Below are 26806 nucleotides of genomic sequence, written 5' to 3' on the forward strand. Positions count from 1 at the left end.
TGTCGGAGGAGCACAGCATGTCCAGATTCACCCAAACCTTACTGAGCACGGCATTGACCGTCGGTCTGCTCGGCAGCGGCCAGTCCTACGCCAAGGTCAGCCCCGAAGAAGCCGCCCGCCTGGGCCAGGACCTGACCCCGATGGGCGCCGAAAAAGCCGGCAACGCCGATGGCAGCATCCCGGCCTGGTCCGGCAAATGGCGCGGCCTGCCACCAGGTCTCAAATACGCCGGCCCCGGTACGCCGTACCCGGATCCGTACGCCGCGGAAAAACCACTGTTCGTGATCGACTCGAAGAACATGGACAAGTACGCCGACAACCTGACCGATGGCCAGAAAGCGCTGCTCAAGCGTTACCCGGATACCTTCAAGATCCCGGTGTACCCAAGCCACCGCGACTTCCGCCTCGAACAGCGCATGGAAGACCTGGTCAAGAAAAACGCCGTCACTGCCGAACTCGACAATGACAACAACGACACGAAAAACGCCTGGGGTGCCTCTCCGTTCCCGATCCCGAAGAACGGCAGCGAATTGATGTTCAACCATACCTTGCAGTCACGCGCCAACACTGAAGAGGCCAACTACGGCCAGGCGGTGGTGTACTCCAACAAGGAAAAGGTGCTCGAAGAGGTCAACTACAAGATCTTCTCGATCTGGTCCAGTCCGGACAAATCCCTGGAGACGGCCAACGGCGTGCTCACCAACTTCCTGATCACCACCCTGGAACCGGTGCGCAAGAAAGGCGAGATCGTGGTCGGTCACGAGTTCATCAACCCGACCGCCTCCCCGCGCCAGGCCTGGCAGTACAGCCCCGGTCAACGCCGGGTACGTCGCGCTCCGACCGTCGGCTACGACTCGCCGACAGGTGCTGGCGGTTTTCGCGTGTACGACGAAGACCGTTTGTTCAACGGTGCGCCGGACCGCTACAACTGGACCATCGTCGGTAAGAAAGAGATCTACATTCCGTACCACAACTACAAGATCGACGACCCGAGCGTAACGGCCGACCAGATCCTGGCCAGCACCGGTCACGTCGATCCGCAGTACATGCGCTACGAGAAGCACCGCGTCTGGGTGTTGCAGGCCAACCTCAAGGAAGGTGCCCGCCATGTGTACGCCAAGCGAGTGATGTACCTGGATGAGGACAGCTGGTCCGCAACCATGGCCGACAACTACGACAGCCGCGGCCAGTTGTGGCGCACCAACATGCAGACCTCGATCTACGCCTACGAGATACAGCGCTACCACGCTCGCCTCGGGATCTACCATGACCTGATCGCCGGCTCCTACCTGGTTGACCGGATGCTGGTCGATCAGAAACCGGCCAAGCTCAACGCCACCGCCTTCACCGAAGACGAATTCACCCCTGGCAACCTGCGCAAACTCGGCACCCGCTAAACTCACCGCGCCCCGACCGAATCATTCGGTCGGGGCGTTGTGCTTTGTAAAATCCGCTCCTTCCACGGAAGACTCCGCCATGAACAAACTCCTCACCGGCATCATCGCCATGGCCAGCGTTGGCCTGTCGATGCAAGCCAACGCCCTGAACATTTTGCTGACCAACGACGATGGCTGCCGCGCGCCCGGCATCGATGCGATGTACCGCGCCCTGACCGCTGCCGGGCACAAGGTCACCCTGGTCGGCCCGTTGAACGACAGCAGCGGCATCAGTGCCGCCAGCGTGGTCGTACCCGGCCAGGCCCTGGCGGTGACCGAGCTAGCGCCGGGCCGGTTTTGTGTCGGCCCGCCGGATGGCTATACACCGCCCGCCGGCAAGACCTCTGCCATCGGCACGCCAGTGGATGCGGTGAATGTCGGCCTTGATGTGATCCTCAAGGATTCGCCGCCAGACCTGGTGGTGTCCGGCAGCAACTTCGGCGAAAACGTAGGTCCGCTGACGCAGATGTCCGGCACCCTCAACGCTGCGGTGCGCGCGATGTTCAAAGGGATTCCGGCGGTAGCGGTGTCCACGGCCATCGACATGGACCTGATCATCCGCGATCAGCAAGCCGGGTATCGCAAGACCCTCGGTGCCATGGACGACACGGCGCGCTTTGCCGTGAAGGTCATAGAACAGGCGAGCCTGGCCGGTACCGAAGCGAAAAAATCCTGCGCCAAAAACAAACATGACTGCGCACTGAACGTGCTCGGCCTGCCAGGTGTCAGCGGCCTGAACCTCAACTACCCGCCCCTGAAACCCGAAGAAGTCAAAGGCGTGAGCTTTGCGCCTATCGGCAACTGGGATCGGGTGAACTTCACCTCACAGCGCGGCGCCGACGGCGTGGTCCACGTCAACCTGGCCCCACCGTCGACACCGACCGAAGCCCAACAAAAGGCTGATGCCTATCAACTGTGGCAAGGCCACGCGGTGATCACCGTGATCGACGGCAACATGACCGCGCCGCAGGCGATGCAGGACCAGGCGAAGAAGATGTTGCGCGGGATCAAGCCTTAAGCCAATGCAGATGGGGTGTACGCAACTTCTGTGAACCACCCAAATCCCTGTGGGAGCGGGCTTGCCCGCGAAGAGGCCGGCACATCCAACATCGATGTCGCCTGACAGACCGCCATCGCGAGCAAGCTCGCTCCCACAGGGTTATCTGGTGTGCGCAACATCTGCGGCTATCCAAAAATCATTGTGGGAGCGAGCTTGCTCGTGATGGTGGCAACGCGGTTACGGATCAAACCCATATCGCGTCCCACAGCGGATAATCGCCCAGCTTCTCCACCAATCCAGCACGTAACGGGTTGGCGACGACATATCGAGCAAGCTTTACCAGGTCCTCATCACGCCTCAACGCCCGATCATGATAGCCCTGCTGCCAAAGACTGCCTTTACGTCCGACGGACATGTTCACGGCCCGCGTACTCAATGATTTGGTTTTTTACATCAGCTGACTGAGTGAGCACTGCTGCAACTCGATCAACCAATGAAAATGATCGGGCATGACGACCCAGGCTAAAGAGTTCGCCCAGTATTGTTCCTGTGCATATTGAAATTGATTGACGACTAGCCTGCCCAAACCGAAATCCTTGAAAACCGGTTCTCGGTCCAGCGTGTTGCTCGTCAGCAGGTAAATCCTGTTCGGTTCAGGATAGCGGCCTGTGCGCAGGCGATGTGAGGCGGGTAAATCCGGCATTCCTTTGCCCTCTCCATGGTGAATTCAGGAGGAAGGCTAGACCGGTAGATGCTTGAGCGTTGGGTAAGCTTTTGACTGGATGTGACCAATCGATAGCTATCGCGAGCAAGCTCGCTCCCACAATGATTTCGGCTGCTCGCAGATATTGCATACACCCTTTAACCCTGTGGGAGCGAGCTTGCTCGCGGTGAGGCCGGCCCATTCAACATCGATGGCGCCTGACACTCCGCCATCGCGAGCAAGCTCGCTCCCACAGGTTTTGTGTTTGCTTCAGTTTGCCGGCTGGAACGGCACGAACTCCGTCACTTCCAGATCAAACCCGGAAACGGCCTTATACGGCACAGGCGAGCTCATCAGGCGAATTTTGCGCACGTTCTGGTCGCGCAGGATCTGCGCGCCGATGCCCAGGGTCCGTTGCGGAAACTGTGACGCCAGGTGTTTTCCTCCATTGCGCTGACGCAGTTGTTCAAGCACGCCCTCGGCAGTTTCCTTTTTCGCCAGCAGTACCAGCACACCGCTACCGGCCGCCGCGATACTGGCCAGCGAACGCTCCAGGGTCCACTGTTGCGGCCCGCCTTCGCCTTCACACCCCAGCACGTCACGCAACGTCTCGATGCTTTGCACCCGCACCAGCACCGGTTGCGTGCTGTCGATCCGGCCCTTGACCAGCGCCAGGTGCAACGAGCCCTGGTAGGTGTCCTGATAGGTGGTCACCTGGAACTCGCCGTGGCGGGTATACAACGGATATTCGCCGCCGCGCTCGATCGTGCCTTCATGCAGGATCCGGTAGTGAATCAGGTCGGCAATGGTGCCGATCCGCAAGCCATGGCGCTGGGCGAAGTCATGCAACTCGGCGCCACGGGCCAGTTCGCCGTCTTCGTTGAGAATGCCCACCAGGGTTGCCGCCGGTTGCAGCCCCGCCAGTCGCGTCAGGTCGCAAGCGGCCTCGACATGTCCGGCCCGCTGCATCACGCCGCCGGGCAAGGCTTGCACCGGGAAGATATGCCCCGGTTGCACCAGGTCCGTCGGAACACTGGCCGGGTCGACCGCCACCTGGATCGACCGCGCCCGGTCTGCCGCCGAGATACCCGTGGACACCCCGGTAGCGGCTTCGATCGAGCGGGTAAAACCCACGCCATGTTGCGCCCGGGAGTTGGGCACCATCAGGTCCAGGCCCAGCGCGCGGCAGCGCTGCTCCGTCAGGGCCAGGCAAATCAGCCCGCGTGCCTGCACCGCCATGAAGGTGACGGCCTCGGCCCCGGCCTGTTCGGCGGCCATCAGCAACGAGCCTTCGCCGTTGTGTTCGTCGTCGGTGATCACCACCATGTGACCTGCGCCAATGGCCTCGATCAGTTGCGGCACCGTGTTGAAAGCCAGGCCGCTCATTTGAGCGCCCCACGCAAGTCGGCCGCCGCATCGGACAAGGCATGCGCCGCCCCTTCGACAAACGGCGCCATGCTGATAAAGCCGTGGATCATGCCGTCACAACGCTGCACCCGCACAGGCACACCGGCCTCGCGCAAGCACTCGGCCATTGCCTCGCCCTCATCGCGCAACGGGTCGAATTCGGCGGTCATCAGGGTCGTCGGCGGCAATCCCGCCAGACTCTCGGCGCGCAACGGCGAGGCCAATGTATCTTCCGCCTGTCCGACGTCTTGCAGGTACTGCTGCCAGAACCAGCGCATCATCCCGGCGGAAAGCAGATAGCTCTCGGCAAAGTCTTCGAAGGACTGAGAGTCGCAACCTGCGTCAGTGACCGGATAAAACAGGCACTGATAGCTGATCTTCGGCCCCTGGCGTCGTGCCGCCAACTGACTGACAGCCAGCGCCAGATTGCCCCCCGCACTGTCCCCGGCCACGGCCAGCCGGCTGCCATCGACGCGCAGTTCAGCCGCGTGCTCAACCAGCCAGCAAGTGGCCGCATAACAATCGAGCGGTGCAGCCGGGAACTTGTTTTCCGGAGCCAGTCGGTAGGCCACCGACACCACCACCGCTTCGGTCTGGCGGGCCAGCGAGCGGCAGAGATTGTCGTGGGTATCGAGATTGCCCATGACAAATCCGCCGCCATGGAAAAACACCAGTAACGGCAGGTTGGGTTCTTCCGATGGCCGGTACAGCCGTGCGTCCAGATCACCGTCCGCGCCGGCCACCCGCAGGTCACGCACCTCGCTCATCGGTTCGCCGGGGATGGCAGGCAGCAGGTTGTCGGAGAACTGCCGGTACTGTGCGGCATCGACCTGACTGAAATCGGGCTCCGGGATGTCGCGAAACTGCTGGAGTACTCCAGCGATCTGCTTATCGAGCGGCATGGACATCGTCCTCTACGTCAGTCATTTGAAACTGCGGATTGGTTTCTTCCAGGATGCTTTGCAGACGGCGTTCAAGGGCCGGTTTGAAACTCTTGTGGGGCAGGATCCAGAAACGCTTTTGCGCGACGGCGTCGAACACTTGCGCGGCCAGCTCCGCCGGGGTCATACCCAGGCGAACGGTGCTGTCGAGCAATTGATTGAAGTCGGATCCGGCGGTACCCGCCACCTGGTTCGACGCCATGATTTCACTGGCCACCGGCCCCGGGCACAGCACCGAAACCGACACCGGTGCACCGATCATGGCGAGTTCGTAATGCAGGGTTTCCGAGAGCGCGACCACGGCCTGCTTGGTCACGTTGTACGGTGCCATCAACGGACTGCTGACCAGTCCGGCAAGGGACGCCGTGTTGATCACATGGGCTGCCCGGCCCTGACTGAGCAGCAGCGGCACAAAGCTGCGAATGCCGTTTATCACGCCATTGAGGTTGACGTTCAGTATGCGCTGCCATTGCGCCTCGGTGATTTCCCAGCTGAAGCCGGTTTGCATCACCCCGGCGTTGTTGAACAGCAGGTCGACCCCGCCAAAGTGCTCGACAGCCCGGTCACGCAAGCGCTCGACCTGCTTCACATCACCGACATCGGTGACGCAGGCAATCGCTTGCGCACCGCTGGTCTTCAATTCGTCGCACAGGGCTTGCAGGCCCGCTGCATCCCGATCCGCCAGCACCAGGCGCATGCCCAGTTTCGCCGCGTGTTCGGCCAAGCCTCGGCCAATACCACTGGCGGCTCCGGTAATCACCGCTACCGGCCCTTGTTCATTACTCATCGCCTACTCCTGCCATGGGTCCAATGTCGCCAGTAGAGCGGGCCAGCCAAAAGCAGCCATCGTCCATTCAGACGATGCCCGCTTTTACAGGGGCGGCAGAATCCGTTACATGCGCCAAACCCGTGATCCCTTGGGAGAATAATAAGATGAGTACCCTGCACCGCATCGAAGCCAAACTGCTGGAAGACCGTTACGCCCGCGGCTGGCATTGCCTGGGCCTGGCCGCGCAATACCGCGACGGCAAGGCCCATCGCCTGGAGGTGTTCGGCACCCGCCTGGTGGCGTTCCAGGGTGAAGACGGCGAACTGCATATTCTTGATGGCTACTGCCCGCACATGGGCGCCGACCTGAGCACCGGTTGCGTTGAAGGCAACTCGATTCGCTGCCCGTTCCACGCCTGGCGCTGGGGCGCCGATGGTGTTTGCGATGACATCCCTTATGCCAAGCGCATCCCGCCACGAGCCAAGATCAAGAGCTGGCCGATCATGGAAGAGAACCAGCTGCTGTTCGTCTGGAACGACCCCGAAGGCAACCCGCCGCTGCCGGAACAGTGCATTCCACGCATCGATGCCTGCTACAGCGACGAATGGGCGGCGTGGGAAGTCGCCGAACTGCAGATTGGCACCAACTGCCGCGAACTGATCGACAACATCGCCGACATGGCGCACTTCGGCACCGTTCACGGCGCGCCGGTCGACGAGTTCATCAACATTTTCCACGGCCACCTGGCCACCCAGATCATGCGAGCCCGCAGTGAGCGCCTGTCCGGCGACAGCGTGCTGACCACCGAAGCCACCTATTTCGGCCCGGCCTATCAGATCACCGAAATGAACGGCGCTATGAACGGCCAGCCGATCCACTCGATCCTGCTCAACTGCCACGTACCGATCGATCTGGACAGCTTCACCCTGCGCTACGGCGTGCTGGTGAAGAAGATCCCGGGGCTCAGCGAAGAGCAGAACCAGGCGATGGCCAAGGCCTACGTGGCGCAGGCGCAGGCAGCCTTCTACGAAGACGTGGCCATCTGGCACAGCAAGACCCGCGTCGACAACCCGCTGCTGTGTGACGGCGACGGTCCGGTCTACCAGTTGCGTCGTTGGTACGAGCAGTTCTACACCGATGTGGAAGCGCTGTCGGCCGACGTTGCCGAACACAAAAAGTTTGTCGTGCGGGCCAGCGAACGGGTCTGACGTCAGCGGCTTTTCGCCCGCCCCGGGCCTGACCGGCAGCCGCCTGTCAGGCCCTGAGCCCAAGCGTTGCAAGGAGTCGATACCGGCGCTTATTCTCGGCCACCGCCAATGCTAATAATAAAAACGGTTTTTCCCCATGCAGCAGAGCCTCAGCCTCGATACGTTCAGTGATTTGATCGGCAACCTCTATCAGGGGCCGCTGGAAACCATTCCTTGGGCTACTTTTCTCAATCAGCTCAATGTGCATCTGAACAGCAAGTACGTGACCTTCATCCTGCGTCCGCCCAGCGCCCACGTGGACGGCCTGATGGTCAACACCACCGGCACCTCGACCGAGGCGACCGCGTCGTACAACAAACACTTTTTCAGCTTGGATCCGTTTGTCGACCTGCCCAACCGCCAGGTCGTGACCCTCGCCGAGTTCGTCTCCAACGACGACTGGCAGAATTCCGAGTTCTACAAGAACTTCCTTGAACCGGTGGACGTGTTCCACATCCTCGGTGCCGACATCAACACCGTCGACGGCGCCCAGTGCCGCATTCGTATCAGCCGTGGACGTGACGACAAGCCTTTCGGCAATGAAGAAAAGGCCATGCTCACGCATTTCATTCCGCACCTGGAACGTTCGATCAAGATCCACATGCAACTCAACCGCATCGAAGCCGAGCGCAACCTGTACGCCGGCGCGGTGAACCAGATGGCGGTCGGCACGATCATCCTCGACGAATCCGGCAAGGTGCTGCAGACCAACCAGGTCGCCGACCGGCTGATCCAGGAAAAGGACGGCATCAAACTGGTCAACGATGGCCTGCAGGTCGGTACGGCCCGGGATACCCAGGAGTTCCGCCGACTGGTCAAGCAGTCGCTGCTGTCGCAAAAGAGCAGCAACCCGTCGGTGGTCGAAGCCCTGCGTGTGCAGCGACCGTCCGGGAAAGCGGACTTGGGTATCATCGTGCGCTCGGTGCCATTGACCGACTGGAGCGAAGGCAAGCAGTGCCCGACCGTGGTGATTTTCATCAGCGACCCGGAGCAGCAATCCACCGCACCGCAGGAAATCGTTCGCGCACTGTTCGACTTCACCCCGGCGGAAACCCAGCTGGCGATGCTGCTGGCCAACGGCTTGACCCTCGACGAAGCCTCGGAAGAGCTGGGCATCAGCCGTAACACCTCGCGGGCACACCTGCGCTCGACCTTCTCCAAGACCGGCGTGACCCGCCAGACCATGCTGGTGCGCCTGATCCTGCGCAGCGTGGCGACCCTCGGCTAACCCTCCTTGCCGCCCTCGTCCGCTCGGACGATGGCGGCTCCCGTTGTACGGCGCACAGTGTCTTTATCCCAAACAGGGGACTGCCCCATGCGCAACTGCCCAACCATCCTCAAGACTGAACTGCTGGCGCAAAGCGGCCACTTTCAGATCGAAGCCCTGCACCTGCAATTCAGCAACGGCCAGCAGCGGGTCTACGAACGCCTGCGCGGCACCGGTTATCGCTCGGTGATGCTGGTGGCGATGCCCGACCCAGAGCATGTGCTGCTGGTGCGCGAATACGCGGTCGGTGTGGAAAAAACCATTCTTGGCCTGCCCAAGGGCGGTGCCGAGCCCGATGAAGACTATTTGCAGGCGGCGCAGCGCGAGCTGAGCGAAGAAGTCGGCATGCGCGCCGCCCGCCTCACCGAACTGGGCGAGCTGACACTGGCACCAGGGCATTTGTGCCATCGCTACCGGGTGGTACTGGCCGAACAACTGAGCCCCTGCCAACTGCAAGGCGACGAACCCGAACCCCTGGAATGCCTTCGCGTACCTCTGGCGCAGATCCCCGAACTGGTGGCCCGTGGCGACCTGCATGAAGCCAGGGCGATTGCGGCGCTGTTCATGGCCATGGGCGCCCTCGCCCGCCGCGACTGATGCCAGTCTCGAATGACTTGCCGCACCTGTGGCGAGGGAGCAAGCTCCCTCGCCACAATTGATCACAGAACAATGGAATGTCATCAGCTAGTCCATTCGGACGAAGCCATTCGCGAATCGTCGCCATACCCTGTCTCTACAACAATAAAACCGTGTCGAGACTCATCATGCGCAAATCTACTTGTGCTCTGTTCATCATCCTCTGTGCGGGTGCTTCCACCAGTCTGTGCCAGCTGTTCAAGAACGAAGCCTACCGACCGACCACGGCGTACTTCAGCTGTGCGAGCACGGCCATCAACTGCTATCCGCCACTGGTGCGCAACTTGCTGCCCTGAGCGAGGAGTACACCAGGCATAAAAAACCACCGAATCATCGGTGGTTTTTTCGTTGCCGTAATAATCAGGTAGGCAGTACACCCCTGGCCCGCGACAGGGTCAGCGCCAGGTCTTCGATCATGTCCTCCTGACCACCCACTGTACCGCGTCGGCCCAACTCCACCAGCAGCTCGCGAGCAGCAATCCCGTACTTCTGCTCGGCACGCTTGGCGAACAGCAGGAACGAGCTGTAGACCCCGGCGTAACCGAGTGTCAGGGCATCGCGGTCGAGGCGGATCGGCTGGTCCATCATCGGCACCACCAGGTCCTCGGCCACGTCCATGATCTTGTACAGGTCGATACCACTGTTGACACCCATCCGCTCCAGCACCGCGACGAACACTTCCAGCGGCGTATTGCCCGCCCCCGCGCCAAGGCCCGCGACCGAACCGTCGATGCGCGCAGCACCGGCCTCGATGGCGGCCAGGGAGTTGGCGATGGCCATGCCCATGTTGTGGTGGCCGTGGAAACCGACTTCGGTCCCGGCATTCAGTCCGGCACGCAGGGCCCCTATCTTTTGCGTCACTTCATCGGGCAGCATGTAGCCGGCCGAGTCGGTGCAGTAGATGCAATTGGCGCCGTAGCTCTCCATCAATCGCGCCTGTTCCAGCAGTTTCTCCGGGCTGACCATGTGCGCCATCATCAGGAAGCCGACGGTGTCCAGGCCCATCTTCGCCGACATGCCAATGTGCTGGCCGGACACGTCAGCCTCGGTGCAGTGGGTCGCCACACGAATGGTCGACACACCGTGTTCGTGGGCCATTTTCAGATGGTCGAGAGTACCGATCCCCGGCAACAACAGGGCCGAAACCTTGGCCTGTTTCATCTGCGGGATCACCGCGGCGAAATACTCCTCGTCACTGTGGGCCGGGAAACCGTAGTTCAGCGAAGCACCGCCCAGGCCATCGCCGTGGGTGATTTCGATCAGCGGCACACCGGCCGCATCGAGGCCGGTGGCCACCGAGACCATTTGTTCAATGCTGATCTGGTGCTGTTTGGCGTGCATGCCGTCGCGCAGGCTCATGTCATGCAGACGGACGCTCTTACCTTGCAAATTCATAGAGATTCTCCACTCAACGGGCAGGCAGTTGCAGGGTGCCCTTGTGGGCTTCTTCGGCGAACATCTCGGCGGTGCGCAAACCGGCAGCGGTCATGATGTCGAGGTTGCCGGCGGACTTGGGCAGGAAATCGCCGAGGCCTTCGACCTCGATGAAAATCGACACCTTGCGCCCGTCGAACACCGGCCCGTTGATCAGCTTGTAGCCGGGCACATAGCGCTGCACCTCGCGGACCATCTCCAGCACCGAGGTGCGGATCGCGTCCTGGTTCGGCTCGTCATCGGTCAGGCAGTGGATGGTGTCGCGCATCATCAACGGAGGCTCGGCCGGGTTGATCACGATGATCGCCTTGCCGCGTCGGGCGCCGCCGATCTTCTCCACCGCACCGGCGGTGGTGCGGGTGAACTCGTCGATGTTCTGCCGCGTGCCCGGGCCGACCGAACCGGAAGAAACCGTCGCGACGATTTCGCCGTAGCTCACCGGCTGCACCCGCGACACCGCTGCCACCATCGGGATAGTCGCCTGGCCACCGCAGGTGACCATGTTGACGTTCATCGCCAGGCTCGACGCATGCTCCTTGAGGTTGACCGGCGGCACGCAGAACGGGCCGATGGCCGCCGGCGTGAGGTCGATCATGATCACCCCCAGTTCGTTGAGCTTGCGGCTGTTTTCCGCATGCACGTAGGCCGAGGTGGCATCGAAGGCAATGCGAATGTCATCGTCGAGGACGTGGGGCAGCAAGCCGTCGACACCACCGGCGGTGGTTTTGATGCCCATTTCCCGAGCACGTTTCAGGCCCTCGGATTCAGGGTCGACACCCACCATCCACACTGGCTCGATCCATTCCGATCGGCACATTTTCATCAGCAGATCGGTGCCGATGTTGCCCGGGCCGATAATGGCCGCTCTGAGTTTTTTGCTCATTGGGTCAAACTCCAAAAGTCAGGCGCAGAAAGACACCCGGGCACTGCCCAGGCCATCAATAGTCAGTTCAAAACAGTCGCCGGCGCGGGCCGGTTCCAGCGGCACCAGCGAGCCGGACAGGATGATTTCCCCGGCCTTGAACGGAATGCCGAAGGCACCGAGGGTGTTGGCCAGCCAGGCCACGGCGGTCAGCGGATTGCCCTGCACCGCCGAACCCAGGCCTTCGCTCAAGGGCTCGCCATTCTTGAACACGCGCATGCGCAAGTTCGGCAGGTCCAGCTCGCGCGGGTCGACCTGGCTATCGCCCAGCACAAATACGCCGCAAGAAGCGTTGTCTGCGACCGTGTCCTGGATGCGGATGCGCCAGTCATGAATCCGCGAGTCGACAATCTCGAAGCATGGCATCACATATTCAGTGGCGGCCAGCACGTCGGCTTCGGTGATACCGGGGCCGACCAGATCATGCTTGAGCTTGAACGCAATCTCGCCCTCGGCACGGGGCTGGATCAGTTTGTTGGCGGACAGGGAAATCCGGGCATCGTCATCGAACGACATCTGCCGCGTGATGAAGCCGAAATCCGGCTGATGCACGTTGAGCATCTGCTGAACCGCCGCCGAGGTCACACCGATTTTCTTGCCGACGATCTGGTCACCGGCCGCCACCCGACGCTCAATGGCGTACAGGGAAATGTGATAGGCGTCTTCGATGCTGATCGACGGCCAGCGCTCGGTCAGCGGCGCCAGGGTGGAGCCGCTGAGCAGCGCCTGATAAAGCTCTTCGCCGAACTCACGGCGCAATTGCACGCTCATCCGCGGGCCTCCTGAAGAAACGCCAGGCACTGGCGGTTGAAAAAGTCACGGTGCTCGACCTGGACCCAATGCCCGCACTCGCTGAGCATCACGAAACGGATGCCGGAGCAGTTTTCAAGCATGGTCTGGGCACCGGAGGACGGGCAGAACTTGTCGTTCATGCCCCAGAAACCGAGGATCGGGCACTGCAATTCGCCCAGGCGCGACGTCATGTTCGGCACCTGCATGGTCGACAGCACGCACACCGGCTGCTGTTGCACCACGGCGACGCGCTCGTTGACCGTTTCGTCGCTGATCAGGCTTTCATCGAACAGTTGCAGGGCCAACAGACGACGCATACCCGCCGCATCGTTCAACTCACCCTTGGCGAAAGCCGCACCCATTTTCTGGATGCCTTCCATCTGCAGGTAATACTGTTCCTTTTCCATCAGGCCACCGGGCGCCATCAGCACCAGACGGCTGACACGCGGCGGTTGGTCGAGGGCCAGTTTGATCGCGATCGCGCCGCCCAGGGAGTTGCCGACCAGCACGCAGCGCTGGATGTCGAGGGCATCGAGCAAACCGCTCAGCGCTGCGACAAAGAAGTCCAGGGTGTAGAGGGTGTCGGGTTTGTCCGAAGCGCCGTAGCCCGGTAGATCCGGGACGATCACCCGGTATCCAGCCTCGGCGAACACCGGGTAGTTCTGCTTGAAATTGCTGTGACCGCTGGCGCCCGGCCCGCTGCCATGGATGAAAATCACCGGCTCGCCGTTGCCGGTGTCTTGCCCGCCGATGTCTTTGTAGTGCAGCTGCAAACCATCCGGCAGCGTAACGAAGTGCCCTTGCGCTGAAGCGCCCATAAGGTGTCCTCCCGGCCTGTTGTTGTAGCCGGATTATTCCGAGGGGCCGGGTGCGCAACATCGTCCGACAAGACTACCTAGTCCCTTTGGACGTTGGCCTGCGCAAGGCTGCGGACCTAGCATCGACGGCATTCCCGAGCGACAAAAAGAGAACTCCCATGCTTGATCCAACGGACTTTCACGGCAAAGTGGTACTGGTCACCGGCGGTGGCAAAGGTGTCGGACGCGGCATCAGCCAGCGCTTCCTCGACTGCGGCGCCGAGGTGGTGATTTGTGGTCGCGAAGCACCCCAAACCTTGCCTGCCAGCGCCGGACGCGAGGCGCTGTTCCTGCCCTGTGACCTGCGGGATGTCGAGCAGTCCGGGCGCTTGATCGCACAAATCGTCGAGCGCTTCGGCCGCCTCGATGTGCTGGTCAACAACGCCGGTGGCTCGCCAAATGCCGACGCAGCCACCGCCTCGCCGCGTTTCAGCGAGGCAATCATCCGTTTGAACCTGATCGCACCGCTGAACCTGTGCCAGCAGGCCAACCAGGTGATGCAGGCCCAGACCGACGGCGGCGCGATCATCAACATCTGCAGCGTCAGCGCCACCCGCCCTTCCCCCGGCACCGCCGCTTACGGCGCGGCCAAGGCCGGTCTGCTGAACCTGACCACCTCGCTGGCGGTGGAATGGGCGCCGAAGGTGCGGGTCAACGCCGTCACTGCCGGGCTGATTCTCACCGAGCAGGCGGCCATGCATTATGGTGACGACGCGGGCATTGCCCGGGTGGCGGCGACCATTCCGTTGCAACGTCTGGCGACCCCGGAGGACATTGGCGACACCTGCCTGTACCTGGCTTCGAAACTGGCCCGTTACGTCAGCGGCGCGGACATCGCGGTGCATGGCGCGGGCGAACGCCCAGCGTTTCTCGACGCAGCCCAATCCTGAAAACATCGCAGCCTCGTTTCACTCGACAGCTCCTACGGTTGAACCTCAATCTCTGTAGGAGCTGTCGAGTGAAACGAGGCTGCGATCTTTCAAGCAGTCAAATAACAAGAGGATTTCCGACATGCCCGCAATCGCCAGCCACAGTGTTTTGCTCGATCTCCCACCACCAGCCGCCTGGGCCAAACTGCGCGACCTGAGCCTGGCCCCGCACTACGTGCCGGGCCTTACTGGCTGTCAGTTTCATCCTGGCGCAATCGAAGGCTTGGGCGCCAGCCGCCGGGTGTTGCGCAAGGGCGGTCAGTATCTGGATGAAAGCGTGGTGCAGTGGCAGGAAGGCACGGGGTTCGTGCTGCGGTTGCACAAGGGCGGCAATGACTCGCCCTTTCCGTTTCGCGAGGCGAGTTTCAGTTATGCCTTGCAAGCCGAAGGCAATGCGACCCGTATCACCCTGCAAATGAATTACAGCCTGCGCGGTGGCAGGCTGTTTGAATGGTTGCTGGCAAAAGCCTTCAACAAGGTCGTGCAGCAGATTGCCGAGAACCTCAAGGCCTTCTACGAAACCGGCCGGACACAGAACCCCGACCGGATCGAAACCCGCCTTCAGGAACGCGCCACTTCCGAGTGAGCGGTAAAACGGGTGGCGACGATCTTCCATTGCCCGGCGATACGCTGGTAACGGTCCTGATAGAACCCACCCAACTGCCGCGTCGCCCCGCTCTCGCCATCCAGGTTGAAATACCACAGGGCCCAACGGCCCTGGGCCTGATCCTCGTTCAGCACCTCGATTTCCGGGTTGGCGCCGTGATGCAGGTCGATCACCCGCTCATGGCAAGCCAGTTCGCGGTACAGCGCGACAAAACTGTCGCGCTCGCGAAAGATCCCCAACGGACCGTAATCGATCAGCACTTCACCTTCGGCAAAGCAGTCGGCAATCACCTCGACCTGCTTGAGGTCGCAGGCATTGAGGTAGCGATGCTTGAGCTGGCGGATGTCCTCCAGCGCTTCCAGGCGAGCGATCCGCTGTTCCAGGTTCATGCTGCACCTCGCGTCGTCACATTGACCTCACTCCAGAAGGCTTTCATCGAGCGGATCTTGCCGTCGACGTCGAACTCCATCACGTCGATCACATGCAGCGAGCACGGTTGCCCGCCCCACTCCATGTCGACCCGGAATGGCATCGCGCCGTAACCGTTGAGTGTCGCGCGCACCGGGCCGGTCTGGGTTGCGGAGACCTTCATCGACCCCAGCCCTTCACGGTAAAAGCGCGCGATGGCGTCGATGCCCTGCAACGGCGCCTGGCCGACCGGGTCTTCAACGGAGGCGTCTTTGGCGTAGAGCGCGAGGATACCGTCGATGTCGCTGGCATCCACCAGCTCCACGTAGCGGGCCATGGTGGCCTGAATCTGTTGTGCGCTGATCATTCAGACCACCTCGAACAGAGCAGCAGCGCCCATGCCGCCACCGATGCACATGCTCACCACCACGTAACGCAAGCCGCGACGCTGACCTTCGACCAACGCGTGGCCGACCATCCGCGCCCCGGACATGCCGAACGGATGGCCGATGGAGATCGCCCCGCCGTTGACGTTCAGGCGTTCGGCCGGAATGCCCAGGGTGTCGCGGCAGTACAGCACCTGACAGGCGAACGCTTCGTTCAACTCCCACAGGCCGATGTGGTCCATGGTCAGGCCGTGGCGCTTGAGCAGCTTGGGAATGGCGTAGATCGGGCCGATGCCCATCTCGTCGGAATTGCAGCCGGCGACGGCCATGCCGCGATAGATCCCCAGCGGCTCCAGGCCACGCTTCTCGGCCATTTTGGCGCTCATCAACACCGAGGCCGATGCGCCATCGGATAGCTGCGAAGCATTGCCGGCGGTGATGAAGCGGCCCTTCTCGCTCCATTGACCACCCGGCCATACCGGTTCCAGGGCGTTCAGGCTTTCGCGAGAGGTGTCGATGCGGTTGCACTCGTCACGCAGCAAGGTGACGGTTTCATAACTGGTTTCGCCGGTGGCCTTGTCGAACAGTGCCTTGCGGCTGGCCAGCGGCGCGAGTTCACGGTCGAAGCGCCCGGCGCTCTGGGCCTGTGCGGTACGCAGCTGGCTCTGGTAGCTGTATTCGTCCTGCTCGTCGCGGGAGATGCCATAGCGCGCGGAGACGATCTCGGCGGTTTCGATCATCGGGATGTAAGCGTGCGGATCGAGGTCGAGCACCAGGCTGGACTGGTTGCGATACAGGTTCTTGTGCTTGTTCTGCACCAGGGAAATCGACTCCAGGCCACCGGCCACGGCGATGTCGATTTCGTCGCACATGATGCCTTTGGCGGCCATGGCGATACTCATCAGGCCCGAAGAGCACTGGCGCTCGACGGCCATCCCGGCAACCGATGTCGGCAAGCCGCCGGCGATCGCGCACAGGCGGCCCAGGTTATAGGACTGCGTACCCTGCTGTGCCGCGGCGCCGATGATCACGTCGTCCACTTCACCCGGCTCGATGCCGGCACGGCGCACGGCTTCGCGCACCACGTGGCCGCCCAGTTGCGGCGCTTCGGTGTCATTGAACGCACCGCGAAAGGCTTTGCCGATCGGAGTGCGGGCGGTGGAAACGATGACGGCTTCTTTCATGCTGGATTCCTCGAAAATGCTGTTGAAGGTCAGGCCGGGTAATAGCGACTGATGGTGTCGACCACGCAGCCGGGTCGTTCCTCGCCGTCGATTTCGACGCTGACGCGGATGGTCGCCTGCACGCCGCCTTTCACTTCCTCGACCGCGATCAATTGCGCACTGCCGCGCACCCGCGAGCCGACGCGCACCACCGAAGGGAAGCGCACCCGCTCACAGCCGTAATTGACGCCCATGGCCAGGCCACGGACCTCGACGATCTGCGGCAAGAACAGATTGACCAGCGACAGGCTCAGGTAGCCATGGGCAATGCAGGTACCAAACGGGCCGCTGGCGGCCTTGACTGGATCGACGTGAATCCACTGGTGATCGCCGGTGGCGTCGGCGAACTGGTCGATGCGGTCCTGTTCCAGCAACAGCCAGTCACTGGCGCCAAGCGATTCGCCCACGGCATCGAACAAGGCCATCGGCGTGTCGAAAATACGTGGCATGGTCACGCCCTCTGGCTGGACACCGACAACACTTCGCCGGTCATGTAGGAGCTGTAGTCGCTGGCCAGGAACATCATCACGTTGGCCACTTCCCAGACCTCGGCGGCACGGCCGAATGCTTCGTTGGCGGCCAGTTGATCGAGCACCGCCTGGGGCGCGGATTTGCGCAGGAAATCGTGCAGGGCAATGCTCGGGCTGACCGCGTTGATGCGGATGCCGTAGTCGGCGGCCTCGACCGCTGCGCAGCGGGTCAGCGCCATCACGCCAGCCTTGGCGGCGGCGTAGTGCGCCTGTTCTTTCTGCGCGCGCCAGCCCAGTACCGAGGCGTTGTTGACGATCACCCCGGCACGCCGCTCCATCATTTTCGGCAGCATGGCGCGGGTCATGCGCATGGTGCCGGTGAGCGTCACGTCGATGACCCGATTCCACTCTTCGTCGGCCATGTCCACCAGCAAGCGCGAACCACCGAGGCCGGCGTTGTTGATCAACACATCGACGCCTTGCAGGTCACGCTCGGCGCTGGCGATCAACTGCTGCACCTGGGCTTCGTCGGCAACGTTGCAGACCTGGCCGAACACTTGTTGCAGCCCGGTGGTTTCGCGGATCTTCAGCACCGCTTCGGCCAACCGGCCTTCGTGGATATCGCTGATCATCAGCGCGCGGCAGCCTTCTTCGGCAGCGCGCACGGCGGCGGAAAAACCGATCCCGGCGCCGGCGGCGGCGGTGATCAGTACCGACTTGCCGCGCAACAGGCCGCGACCTTCAACATATTGAGGTACAGACATGAACTCTCTCCTTTCAGGCGCGCGGACGCGGCTCTTTGGGCATGCCCAAGGCACGCTCGGCAATGATGTTGCGCTGGATTTCGTTGCTGCCGCCGTACAGGGTGTCGGCGCGGCTGAACAGGTACAGCGACTGCAATCGGGTCAGTTGGTAAGGCGCGGCTTCGAGCAATTCCGCCTCGGCGCCAAGGACGTCCATCGCCAACTTGCCGAGGCTGGCGTGCCAGGTCGACCAGAACAGCTTGTAGATGGTCGCCTCTTTGCGCAGCGCACCGTCCTGGCTACCCGAGAGCATGCGCAGCGAGTTGTAGCGCATGATCCGCAGCCCGCTCCAGGCTTCGGCCAGGCGCTGACGCAGGATCGGGTCGCGGTCGGCGCCGTTGGCGCGGGCCTTGGCGATGATTTCGTTGAGTTCGTTCTGGAACTGCATCTGCTGGCCGAGGGTCGAGACTCCCCGCTCGAAACCCAGCAGCGCCATGGCGATCTTCCAGCCTTCACCCGGCGCACCGATGATGTTGGTGGCGTCGGTGCGGGCATCGTCGAAGAACACTTCGTTGAATTCCGAGGTGCCGGTCAATTGTTCGATGGGCCGTACGGTGATTTCCGTCTGGGCCATCGGCACCAGCAGGAACGACAGACCGCGATGGCCGACGCTGCCCGGTTCGGTGCGGGCGATCACAAAGCACCAGTCCGATTCGTGGGCCAGGGAGGTCCAGACTTTTTGCCCGTTGATCAGCCATTGGCCGGTCGTTTCATCCAGCGTTGCACGGGTCTTGACGTTGGCCAGATCGGAACCGGCGCCAGGCTCGGAATAGCCCTGGCACCAGAACGTCGTACCGCTGACGATCCCCGGCAAAAAGCGCTGTTGCTGTTCGACCGTGCCGAACGCGGCGATGGTCGGCCCGGCAAGGCCTTCGCCGATATGGCCCATGCGGCCTGGGCCGCCGGCACGGGCGTACTCCTCGTTGAAGATCACCTGCTGGGTGATCGACAGGCCGCGCCCGCCATGCTCCGGCGCCCAGCCGACGCAGGTCCAGCCGCCTTCGGCGAGTTTGCGCTCCCAGGCTTTGCGTTCTTCGGGAAACATGTGCTCGTCGCCCGGGCCACCGCGAAAACGCAGGGCTTCGAACTCGCCGCAGAGGTTGGCGCTCATCCAGTCGGCGACTTCCCGACGGAAGCGTTCGTCCTGCTCGCTGAAACTGATTTTCATGGCTGCTCTCCCAGAATCACCGAAGCAATGCGCTCGCGATGCCAGGCCGGTAGCCCGAGGAAACTCTCGCTGGCGCGGGCGCGCTTGAAGTAGAGGTGCGGGTCGTACTCCCAGGTGAAACCGACACCGCCATGCAACTGGATCGATTCGGACGCGCAATAGAAGTAGGTTTCGGAGCACTGCGCCTTGGCCAGCGCCGCCGCCAGCGGCAGTTCGGCCGCAACCTGGGGATCACCCTGGGGATCGAGGACTTCCTGGGCCACGCACGCAGCGTAGTAACTGGCCGAACGGGCGCATTCGACTTGCAGCATCATGTCGGCGGCGCGGTGTTTGAGGGCCTGGAAACTGGCAATCGGGCGACCGAACTGCTGGCGTTCCTGCATGTAGGCCACGCTGAGGTCGAGCACCTGCTGCGCGCCGCCGGTCTGCTCGGCAGCCAGGCCAATGCAGGCCAGTTGCAGGACTCGCTCAAGGTGCGGCCAGCCGTTACCGAACTCACCCAGCAGGCAGTCGGCTTCAAGGTACAGGCCCTTGAGCTGGATCCGCGCCTGGCGCCGGGTCTGGTCCATGGTCGGCAGCATTTGCCGCTCGATGCCTGCGCGGACGGCGTTCACTGCAAACAGGCTGATGCCCTTTTCGCCAGTGGTTCCGGGTTGTCGTGCGGCAATGATCAACAGGTCGGCGCCATGGCCATCGAGCACATGCTTGAGGGTGCCGTCGAGGACAAACCCGTCGCCTTCGGCCACCACCGTTGCCTGGACATCGTCGGCGGACCAGCCATTGGCACTGCTGAACGCCAGCGTTGCGGTCACGCTGCCATCGGCAATCGACGGCAACCAACGCTGCTTCTGTTCATCATTGGCCGCCAGCAACAGCGCAGGGGTGGCCATGCAGGCGGTGGCGAAAAACGGCGAGCACAACAAACGCCGGCCCATCTGTTCCAGCAGGATCGTCAACTCGACAAAGCCGAGGCCCAGGCCGCCATAGGTTTCGGGGATATGAATGGCCGGCCAGTACATTTCCTGGCACAGACGCTGCCACAGGGCTTCGTCGAAACCCCGTTCGCTGACCATTGCCGCGCGCACGGCGGCAGAATCCGAGACATCGGCGAGGAAGCCCTCGGCCGATGCGCGGATCATTTCCTGTTCGTCGCTGAATGCAAACTCCATCGCGGCGCCTTCTGCTCGTTTGGCGGGGCGCGCGTGGTGCAACACCCCTTTGAGCATGAAGTTTGGCGCCGGTCGGACGCGGCAGAATCGTTAGCCTTGCCTAGTCCGAACGGGCGATGTCAAAGTGCGCTTACGCAAGTGAAAAACATGAATCGGCTAAGGATGCAGAACCATGAGCACTGAGCAAGAGACGACGTTCGACGAGCCGCGGCTCAACAGTACGGAAATCCGCATTCTGGGTTCGCTGATCGAGAAACAGGCCACCAGCCCGGAAACCTATCCCCTGACCCTCAATGCCCTGGTGATTGCCTGCAACCAGAAAACCAGCCGCGAGCCAGTGATGAACCTGACACCGGGCCAGGTCGGCCAGAGCCTGCGCGCCCTCGAAGGACGCGGCTTTGCCAGACTGGTGATGGGCAGCCGCGCCGACCGCTGGGAACACAAGGTCGACAAAGCCCTGGAACTGGTGCCGGCGCAGGTCATCCTGTCCGGGCTGATGTTTCTGCGCGGCCCGCAGACCGTCAATGAACTACTGACCCGCAGCGGCCGCATGCATGAATTCGAAGATGCCGAACAGGTGGTGCATCAACTCGAACGCCTGATTGCCCGAGGCCTGGCGGTACTGATTCCGCGTCAGGCCGGCCAGCGCGAAGACCGGTACACCCACGCCCTGGGGGACCCGGCGGATATCGAAGCGATCATGGCGGCACGGAACAACCCGACCGAGCGTGGCAGCAACGGGGTTTCGGTTGAACGGATCGAAGAACTGGAAACGCGGATTGCGGCGCTGGAAGAAAGACTCGCTCGGCTCGAATAATCAGGCTACAGAGATCCCAATGTGGGAGCGGGCTTGCTCGCGAAGGCGGACTGTCAGTCACATCAATGCCGGATGGGCCGACGCTTTCGCGAGCAAGCCCGCTCCCACAGGGGTTTTGCGGTGTTTGCGCCTATTCACCGTCCCAGTAATCCACCCCATCCGCCTGCCGGGCCACCGCAACAAAACCCGAAGCATTACCCTCGGCATCCACCTTGAAGTCATCCATCACGGCGTATTTACCGGAATCCGGGTATTCACAGATCTCCGGTGATTGCTGGGTACTGACGGCCAAGTAGCGCAACTCGCCGTTGCTGGTATTGATGATCTGATGCGCCTTTTCCGGGCCGCCCGGTGGACAGGCGATCACATCACCGGCGCGGATCGGAAAACGTTCGGCTCCCAGGCGGACTTGCCCTTCCCCGGCCACGACGTAGAACATTTCCTCATTGACCCGATGACTGTGAAACGGGCTGCCGCGCATGCCTGGCTCCAGCACATACAGGCGATAACCCAGCTTTTGCGCCCCCAGTTGCTGACCGACACGGGCCAGGCGCTGTTGATAGCGACCGGCGGTTTCACCGCTCGGCGCAAACGCTTCGGGCAGCGGTTCAAGTTCGACCGAATCCAGATTGAGAATCGGGGGATGCATGGACACCTCCTAGCTGCGGGCAAACGCCACGGCCTTCTGGAATTGCTCGTCCGTCGGCCGTACACCGGTATAGAGCACAAACTGCTCCAGTGCCTGGATCGCGATCACTTCCAGCCCGGTGATGACCCGCTTGCCTTCGGCACGAGCACGCACGATCAGTGGTGTTTCCGAGGGAATCGCCACCACATCGAAGACAGTTTCCGCCTTTTCGATCACGTCAGCCTCAAAGGCCAGTTGCTCGGCCTCCGGTCCTCCCGTCATGCCGATCGGGGTGACGTTGACCAGCATCTGCGGGCGACGACTCCCCAGCTCGGCCTGCCACTCATACCCCAAAGACTGCGCCAGCGCCTGCCCGGCGCGCTCGTTGCGGGCCACGATCAGGCCGTTTTCATAGCCGCCATCGCGCAAGGCGCTCGCCACGGCCTTGGCCATGCCGCCACTGCCGCGCAAGGCAAAGGTCGAGTCCTTGGGCACCTGGTGTTTTTCCAGCAACTGGGCCACGGCGATGTAATCGGTGTTGTAGGCCTTGAGATGTCCGTCGGTGTTGACGATGGTGTTGATCGATTGAATGGCCGCTGCAGACGCGTCGAGTTCATCCACCAGGGCAATGCAGGCTTCCTTGAACGGCATCGACACGCCACAACCACGAATCCGCAGGGCGCGAATGCCGGCAACGGCCCCCGTCAGGTCCTGGCTGGCAAAGGCCTTGTAGTAAAAATTCAAGCCCAACTGTTCATACAGATGATTGTGAAAACGCAGACCAAAGTTCCCGGGGCGTCCTGAAAGGGACATGCACAGCTGGGTGTCTTTGTTGGGGTTCATCTGCATGGGCAAGCTCCTTCAAGTGCACTTTTCGGATGGACGGGATTAGCCCTCCATCGGGTTCTGATCGATCATGTAAGTGTGTTAGCGCGGCCTTACACGGGTCGGTAAGAAAGTCGGTACAGACCTTACACAAAATTTACCTCGCGGCCGTGCTGTTTTTCAGAAAAACGCTGTCTTAGAAGTATCCCCGCGACAATCCTTGGGTCTATTGCAGACACAAGCGCCGGGTTGAAGAACCGAGGAACTATCATGATCCGTAAAGTCCCCACAGTAGCCTTGCTGATCGGCGCCCTCGCTATCGCAGGTCAGGCGCAAGCCCATGGTGGTGGTGGTAATGATGCGGCGGTATTTGGAGCGATCGTCGGTACTGCCATCGTCGGCTCGGCTCTGATCAACGCCAACCGCCCGGTCTATGTCGCTCCGCAACCGGTCTACTACCAGCCCGCGCCGGTTTATTACGCACCACCGCCTCCGGTTTACTACCAGCCGGCCCCGGTGTACTACGGCCCACCCCGTGGCTACTACGGTCCACCCCGTGGTTACTATGGCCCGCCACGGGGCTACTACGGCCACGGCCACGGTCGCTGGTAACGAACTCATCCAGCCCCGCTGAAACAGCGGGGCTTTTTTATGCCCGTTTGTCGGTGCTGGTCTGGATAAATCTCGCCAAGGTCGCTATCGGGACAGTGCCCGTGGCTGAAACGGGCAAGATGGACTCGACCTGTTTTCTGCCGTGTGGCAAAAAACGGTCATATTTTTGTCATGACAGTTCCGCAAGCTCGGTGCTGTCCGTCGATAACAGTTGAAAACAACAAGGACGACCACATGCCAACGCAAAACCCGCACCGCATCGTCGGTCTGTGCACCTCCAGCAAGGTCTACAACGCACTGACCGAACTCAAGCACCTGGAAGGTCATCGCAGCGCCAAGTTTCTCTCGTTGCTGACGCAAAGCCTGGTGCGCAAGGGCCTGCTCAACGAGCAGGAAGTGGTTCATATGCTCGATCAGGTGGTCAGCTGACCGACCAACGGTCGTTTGCCCCCTCTGGCATCAATGACCACTATCGAAAGCGTTGATTACCCCTCAAGGCACCCGGACCTTAAAGTAACTCCACAGATTGATGGAGATACTTGTCATGTCCAAGGTTCAGATCATGTCCGTTATCGGCAGCGCCGTCCCCGCACAGCTCAGGGAGCTGGGCATGCTCGCCTGCTGGTATCTGGTGCAGGATGGCGTGCAGATCAGCGGCCCGCTCACTTCGCTACCCGCTGCCCGGGAGCTGTCACAACGCATCGGCACCGGCCAGTCCGGCAGGTTCAGCGCCTAAGGCAGCTGCACCCGCGGTTTGGTTTCAACGAAAATGGCCCAGCTCGACATGAACAGGGCCGCGATCAACGGGCCGATGACAAAACCGTTCAGCCCGAAAATCGCCAGGCCGCCGAGGGTCGAGACCAGGATCATGTAGTCCGGCATCCTGGTGTCCTTGCCCACCAGCAACGGCCGGAGCAGGTTGTCCACCAGCCCGATCACGAAGACCCCGAACAATACCAGTACCACGCCCTGCCAGATCGCCCCGGTGAGCAGGAAAAACGCCGCCACCGGCACCCAGACGATTCCCGCCCCCACCGCCGGCAGCAGCGACAGAAACGCCATCAATACCGCCCAGAGCAAAACGCTGGGGATGTCCAGAAACCAAAAAATCAGACCGCCCAGCGCGCCTTGGGTGACCGCCACCAGCAGGTTGCCTTTCACCGTGGCCCGCACCACACGATTGAACTTGAGCTGCAAACGGCGTTTCTGCTGCTCCTGCAATGGCACCGCCGCACGCACCTTGCGCGCCAGTTCCGCACCGTCGCGCAGGAAGAAGAACAGCAGGTACAGCATGATGAAAAAGCTGACGATGAACTCGAATGTACCCTGGCCAAAAATGAAGGCCTGAGCCGCCAGCTCCTGACCGCCGGTCATCGCGCTTTTGACGATTTTCTCCCGTAGCCCGTTCAACTCACCCATGCCGAAGCGATCCAGCAGTAGCTGGAAATACGGCGGCAGGCTGTGCTTGAACTGCGACACGTACCCGGCAATGTCGAGTTCGCCACTCTCGATGCTTTTGTAGAGTGCCGAGCCCTCCTGAACCAGCAAGGCGCTGATGATGATCACCGGCAGAATCGCGATCACCAGGCAAATGCTCAATGTGCACAGCGACGTGAGGTTGCGTTGCCAGCCGAACTTCAGTTGCAGTCGGCCCTGCAGTGGCGCAAAGACGATGCCGAGGATCACCGCCCAGAACACCGCGCCGTAAAACGGCAGCAGGATCCAGATGAAGGCAGCGCTCACCAGCACCAGCAAAACCGTCAGTGATTTGTCTTGTAGGGGCGTTTCGTTCATGTCCGATCCGTGCCAGAGAGGACGAAAGACTTCCGCCCTGATGTTTAGTCCACTACGGCTCGCGCGAGTGCCATCGGTTTGTTGAACAAGCATAGATCCAGGTCAATAAACCCTCGCCACCGAACGTTTACCCTGCGCGGCTTTTGCGACCGACACCGCCATGAACCTCTCCGCGCCAGAACTACTCGCCCCCGCCGGCACCCTGAAAAATATGCGCTACGCCTTCGCCTACGGCGCCGATGCCGTGTACGCCGGCCAGCCGCGCTACAGCCTGCGGGTGCGCAACAACGAATTCGACCACGCCAACCTGGCCCTCGGCATTCGCGAGGCCCAGGCCCAGGGCAAGCGCTTCTACGTGGTGGTGAACATCGCGCCGCACAACGCCAAGCTCAAGACCTTCCTCAAGGACCTTGAACCGGTGATCGCCATGGCCCCGGATGCACTGATCATGTCCGACCCCGGCCTGATCATGCTGGTGCGCCGACACTACCCGCAGATGCCAATCCACCTATCGGTGCAGGCCAATACGGTGAACTGGGCGAGCGTCGAGTTCTGGCAACAGCAAGGCTTGAGCCGGATCATCCTGTCCCGGGAGCTGTCCCTGGAAGAAATCGCCGAGATCCGCGAGCAAGTGCCGGCCATGGAACTGGAAGTGTTCGTGCACGGCGCGTTGTGCATGGCCTATTCCGGGCGCTGCCTGCTGTCGGGCTACATGAACAAGCGTGACGCCAATCAGGGCAGTTGCACCAATGCCTGTCGCTGGAAATATTCGGCGCAACCGGCCACGGAAAACAATCTCGGCGAGATCGTGCAGGCATTCGATCCCGAACCGACCCTGGGCATCGGCGCGCCTACCGAACAGGTGTTCCTGTTGCAGGAGGCCAATCGTCCCGGCGAACAGATGCCGGCCTTTGAAGACGAACACGGCACTTACATCATGAACGCCAAGGACCTGCGCGCCGTGCAGCACGTCGAACGCCTGACCCACATGGGCGTGCACTCCCTGAAAATCGAAGGCCGGACCAAATCGCACTTTTATTGCGCGCGCACCACCCAGGTTTATCGCCGCGCCATCGACGACGCCGTGGCAGGCCGAGCCTTCGACCGCGGCCTGATGACCGACCTGGAATCCCTCGCCCAGCGCGGCTACACCGAAGGCTTTCTGCGCCGGCACGTGCATGACGAATACCAGAACTACCAGAACGGCAGCTCGGTGTCGGAGCGCCAGCAGTTTGTCGGTGAGTTGACCGGGCAGCGGCGAGATCGACTGGCCGAGGTCAAGGTGAAGAACCGCTTCGGCCTGGGCGATCACATGGAGTTGATGACGCCCAAGGGCAACTTCCACTTCGATCTGCATCAGCTGCAAAACGCCAAGGGTGAAGTGATCGAGGTTGCACCGGGGGATGGGCATACGGTGTATTTGCCGATACCGGATGCGGTGGATCTGGAGTTTGGGTTGCTAATGCGGGATGTGAACGTGAACTGATCTTCAAATACACACAAAACCCTGTGTGCGAGCTTGCTCGCGATGACGGAGTGTCAGTCGCTAACAATAT

The 26806-nt window shown here is 61.7% G+C and carries 30 protein-coding genes and 1 pseudogene; 13 read left to right on the plus strand and 18 right to left on the minus strand.

Going from position 1 to position 26806, the window contains the following annotated elements; all coding sequences use genetic code 11:
* Nucleotides 1–17: 17 nt before the first annotated feature.
* Together AC3IP0_RS19075 and surE are read left to right on the plus strand one after the other, a co-directional pair.
* Nucleotides 18–1397, plus strand: coding sequence for a DUF1329 domain-containing protein (locus AC3IP0_RS19075; protein WP_489316576.1), 1380 nt, complete (start codon nucleotides 18–20; stop codon nucleotides 1395–1397).
* Nucleotides 1398–1476: 79 nt separating this feature from the next.
* Nucleotides 1477–2454 (plus strand): 5'/3'-nucleotidase SurE, encoded by a 978-nt coding sequence (gene surE / locus AC3IP0_RS19080; RefSeq protein WP_489316577.1) that lies wholly within the window; start codon nucleotides 1477–1479, stop codon nucleotides 2452–2454.
* Nucleotides 2455–2680: 226 nt separating this feature from the next.
* Here surE and AC3IP0_RS19085 read toward each other — a convergent pair.
* The 4 genes and pseudogenes from AC3IP0_RS19085 to AC3IP0_RS19100 all read right to left on the minus strand — a co-directional run bounded on the left by AC3IP0_RS19085 (nucleotide 2681) and on the right by AC3IP0_RS19100 (nucleotide 6274).
* A pseudogene (locus AC3IP0_RS19085) lies at nucleotides 2681–3139 on the minus strand (REP-associated tyrosine transposase).
* Nucleotides 3140–3409: 270 nt separating this feature from the next.
* A complete protein-coding gene (locus AC3IP0_RS19090) occupies nucleotides 3410–4525 on the minus strand; it encodes a 3,4-dihydroxy-2-butanone-4-phosphate synthase (RefSeq protein WP_489325629.1) in 1116 nt (371 codons plus the stop codon).
* A complete protein-coding gene (locus AC3IP0_RS19095; RefSeq protein WP_489325630.1) occupies nucleotides 4522–5448 on the minus strand; it encodes an alpha/beta hydrolase in 927 nt (308 codons plus the stop codon). The genes AC3IP0_RS19090 and AC3IP0_RS19095 overlap by 4 nt, the downstream gene beginning before the upstream one ends.
* A complete protein-coding gene (locus tag AC3IP0_RS19100) occupies nucleotides 5435–6274 on the minus strand; it encodes an SDR family NAD(P)-dependent oxidoreductase (protein WP_489325632.1) in 840 nt (279 codons plus the stop codon). Before AC3IP0_RS19100 ends, AC3IP0_RS19095 begins: the two co-directional genes overlap by 14 nt.
* 146 nt (nucleotides 6275–6420) lie before the next feature.
* Here AC3IP0_RS19100 and AC3IP0_RS19105 point away from each other — a divergent pair, with 146 nt between their 5' ends.
* The 4 genes from AC3IP0_RS19105 to AC3IP0_RS19120 all read left to right on the plus strand — a co-directional run bounded on the left by AC3IP0_RS19105 (nucleotide 6421) and on the right by AC3IP0_RS19120 (nucleotide 9702).
* The gene (locus tag AC3IP0_RS19105) at nucleotides 6421–7464 is read left to right on the plus strand and encodes a 3-ketosteroid-9-alpha-monooxygenase, oxygenase component (RefSeq protein ID WP_489325633.1); all 1044 of its coding nucleotides are present in this window, start codon (nucleotides 6421–6423) and stop codon (nucleotides 7462–7464) included.
* Between the two features lie 136 nt (nucleotides 7465–7600).
* The gene (locus AC3IP0_RS19110; protein WP_095967425.1) at nucleotides 7601–8731 is read left to right on the plus strand and encodes a helix-turn-helix transcriptional regulator; all 1131 of its coding nucleotides are present in this window, start codon (nucleotides 7601–7603) and stop codon (nucleotides 8729–8731) included.
* Between the two features lie 87 nt (nucleotides 8732–8818).
* Nucleotides 8819–9367: an ADP compounds hydrolase NudE gene (gene nudE, locus AC3IP0_RS19115; protein ID WP_489325634.1), complete on the plus strand. Its 549-nt coding sequence runs from the start codon at nucleotides 8819–8821 to the stop codon at nucleotides 9365–9367.
* A 167-nt stretch (nucleotides 9368–9534) separates the two neighbouring features.
* On the plus strand, nucleotides 9535–9702 hold the full coding sequence (locus AC3IP0_RS19120; RefSeq protein WP_489325635.1) for a hypothetical protein: 168 nt from the start codon (nucleotides 9535–9537) through the stop codon (nucleotides 9700–9702).
* Nucleotides 9703–9766: 64 nt separating this feature from the next.
* Here AC3IP0_RS19120 and dmpG read toward each other — a convergent pair whose 3' ends face one another.
* Genes dmpG through AC3IP0_RS19140 form a run of 4 tightly spaced genes read right to left on the minus strand, consistent with a single transcriptional unit; the run spans nucleotide 9767 to nucleotide 13372 of the window.
* Entirely contained in the window at nucleotides 9767–10801 is a 1035-nt protein-coding gene (gene dmpG / locus AC3IP0_RS19125; protein WP_223462637.1) for a 4-hydroxy-2-oxovalerate aldolase, read from the minus strand.
* Between the two features lie 13 nt (nucleotides 10802–10814).
* Entirely contained in the window at nucleotides 10815–11723 is a 909-nt protein-coding gene (locus AC3IP0_RS19130; RefSeq protein ID WP_046042760.1) for an acetaldehyde dehydrogenase (acetylating), read from the minus strand.
* Between the two features lie 18 nt (nucleotides 11724–11741).
* Nucleotides 11742–12533 (minus strand): fumarylacetoacetate hydrolase family protein, encoded by a 792-nt coding sequence (locus tag AC3IP0_RS19135; RefSeq protein WP_489325637.1) that lies wholly within the window; start codon nucleotides 12531–12533, stop codon nucleotides 11742–11744.
* Nucleotides 12530–13372, minus strand: coding sequence for an alpha/beta fold hydrolase (locus tag AC3IP0_RS19140; RefSeq protein WP_489325638.1), 843 nt, complete (start codon nucleotides 13370–13372; stop codon nucleotides 12530–12532). The genes AC3IP0_RS19135 and AC3IP0_RS19140 overlap by 4 nt, the downstream gene beginning before the upstream one ends.
* A gap of 158 nt (nucleotides 13373–13530) precedes the next feature.
* On the opposite strand from AC3IP0_RS19140, the gene AC3IP0_RS19145 reads away from it, so the two are divergent.
* Both AC3IP0_RS19145 and AC3IP0_RS19150 read left to right on the plus strand, forming a co-directional pair.
* Complete coding sequence (locus AC3IP0_RS19145; protein WP_489325639.1) at nucleotides 13531–14301, plus strand: SDR family oxidoreductase; 771 nt, start codon at nucleotides 13531–13533, stop codon at nucleotides 14299–14301.
* Nucleotides 14302–14422: 121 nt separating this feature from the next.
* Nucleotides 14423–14926 (plus strand): SRPBCC family protein, encoded by a 504-nt coding sequence (locus AC3IP0_RS19150; RefSeq protein WP_489316586.1) that lies wholly within the window; start codon nucleotides 14423–14425, stop codon nucleotides 14924–14926.
* Here AC3IP0_RS19150 and AC3IP0_RS19155 read toward each other — a convergent pair.
* From AC3IP0_RS19155 to AC3IP0_RS19185, 7 genes are read right to left on the minus strand one after another with little or no spacing between them, the layout of a single operon-like run.
* Nucleotides 14902–15336, minus strand: coding sequence for a nuclear transport factor 2 family protein (locus AC3IP0_RS19155; protein WP_150753078.1), 435 nt, complete (start codon nucleotides 15334–15336; stop codon nucleotides 14902–14904). The two genes, AC3IP0_RS19150 and AC3IP0_RS19155, sit on opposite strands and share 25 nt — an antisense overlap.
* Nucleotides 15333–15722, minus strand: a complete 390-nt coding sequence (locus AC3IP0_RS19160) for a nuclear transport factor 2 family protein (RefSeq protein ID WP_489325641.1) — start codon at nucleotides 15720–15722, stop codon at nucleotides 15333–15335. The genes AC3IP0_RS19155 and AC3IP0_RS19160 overlap by 4 nt, the downstream gene beginning before the upstream one ends.
* Nucleotides 15723–16925, minus strand: coding sequence for an acetyl-CoA C-acyltransferase (locus tag AC3IP0_RS19165; protein WP_489325643.1), 1203 nt, complete (start codon nucleotides 16923–16925; stop codon nucleotides 15723–15725).
* Between the two features lie 29 nt (nucleotides 16926–16954).
* Complete coding sequence (locus AC3IP0_RS19170; RefSeq protein ID WP_489325644.1) at nucleotides 16955–17413, minus strand: MaoC family dehydratase; 459 nt, start codon at nucleotides 17411–17413, stop codon at nucleotides 16955–16957.
* A gap of 2 nt (nucleotides 17414–17415) precedes the next feature.
* Nucleotides 17416–18198, minus strand: a complete 783-nt coding sequence (locus AC3IP0_RS19175) for an SDR family oxidoreductase (protein ID WP_489316590.1) — start codon at nucleotides 18196–18198, stop codon at nucleotides 17416–17418.
* Nucleotides 18199–18211: 13 nt separating this feature from the next.
* Entirely contained in the window at nucleotides 18212–19405 is a 1194-nt protein-coding gene (locus AC3IP0_RS19180; RefSeq protein ID WP_489316591.1) for an acyl-CoA dehydrogenase family protein, read from the minus strand.
* Complete coding sequence (locus AC3IP0_RS19185; RefSeq protein WP_489316592.1) at nucleotides 19402–20574, minus strand: acyl-CoA dehydrogenase family protein; 1173 nt, start codon at nucleotides 20572–20574, stop codon at nucleotides 19402–19404. The genes AC3IP0_RS19180 and AC3IP0_RS19185 overlap by 4 nt, the downstream gene beginning before the upstream one ends.
* Before the next feature lie 172 nt (nucleotides 20575–20746).
* Between AC3IP0_RS19185 and AC3IP0_RS19190 the strand changes: the two genes are divergently transcribed.
* Entirely contained in the window at nucleotides 20747–21391 is a 645-nt protein-coding gene (locus AC3IP0_RS19190) for a YceH family protein (protein WP_489316593.1), read from the plus strand.
* A gap of 130 nt (nucleotides 21392–21521) precedes the next feature.
* On the opposite strand, the gene AC3IP0_RS19195 is transcribed toward AC3IP0_RS19190, so the two are convergent.
* Entirely contained in the window at nucleotides 21522–22040 is a 519-nt protein-coding gene (locus AC3IP0_RS19195) for a cupin domain-containing protein (RefSeq protein ID WP_489316594.1), read from the minus strand.
* A gap of 9 nt (nucleotides 22041–22049) precedes the next feature.
* The gene (locus AC3IP0_RS19200) at nucleotides 22050–22868 is read right to left on the minus strand and encodes a shikimate 5-dehydrogenase (RefSeq protein ID WP_489316595.1); all 819 of its coding nucleotides are present in this window, start codon (nucleotides 22866–22868) and stop codon (nucleotides 22050–22052) included.
* A gap of 246 nt (nucleotides 22869–23114) precedes the next feature.
* Here AC3IP0_RS19200 and AC3IP0_RS19205 point away from each other — a divergent pair, with 246 nt between their 5' ends.
* The 3 genes from AC3IP0_RS19205 (at nucleotide 23115) to AC3IP0_RS19215 (ending at nucleotide 24192) form a co-directional block, all read left to right on the plus strand.
* The gene (locus AC3IP0_RS19205) at nucleotides 23115–23456 is read left to right on the plus strand and encodes a hypothetical protein (protein WP_489316596.1); all 342 of its coding nucleotides are present in this window, start codon (nucleotides 23115–23117) and stop codon (nucleotides 23454–23456) included.
* Between the two features lie 234 nt (nucleotides 23457–23690).
* Nucleotides 23691–23885, plus strand: a complete 195-nt coding sequence (locus AC3IP0_RS19210) for a hypothetical protein (protein WP_008052996.1) — start codon at nucleotides 23691–23693, stop codon at nucleotides 23883–23885.
* Nucleotides 23886–24000: 115 nt separating this feature from the next.
* Nucleotides 24001–24192, plus strand: coding sequence for a hypothetical protein (locus AC3IP0_RS19215; RefSeq protein WP_489316597.1), 192 nt, complete (start codon nucleotides 24001–24003; stop codon nucleotides 24190–24192).
* Here the strand turns inward: AC3IP0_RS19215 and AC3IP0_RS19220 are convergent.
* A complete protein-coding gene (locus AC3IP0_RS19220) occupies nucleotides 24189–25250 on the minus strand; it encodes an AI-2E family transporter (RefSeq protein WP_489316598.1) in 1062 nt (353 codons plus the stop codon). The two genes, AC3IP0_RS19215 and AC3IP0_RS19220, sit on opposite strands and share 4 nt — an antisense overlap.
* Before the next feature lie 160 nt (nucleotides 25251–25410).
* Here AC3IP0_RS19220 and trhP point away from each other — a divergent pair, with 160 nt between their 5' ends.
* The gene (gene trhP, locus AC3IP0_RS19225; RefSeq protein ID WP_489316599.1) at nucleotides 25411–26736 is read left to right on the plus strand and encodes a prephenate-dependent tRNA uridine(34) hydroxylase TrhP; all 1326 of its coding nucleotides are present in this window, start codon (nucleotides 25411–25413) and stop codon (nucleotides 26734–26736) included.
* Nucleotides 26737–26806 lie beyond the last annotated feature (70 nt).

The sequence above is a fragment of the Pseudomonas sp. GL_103 genome, assembly GCF_057835175.1.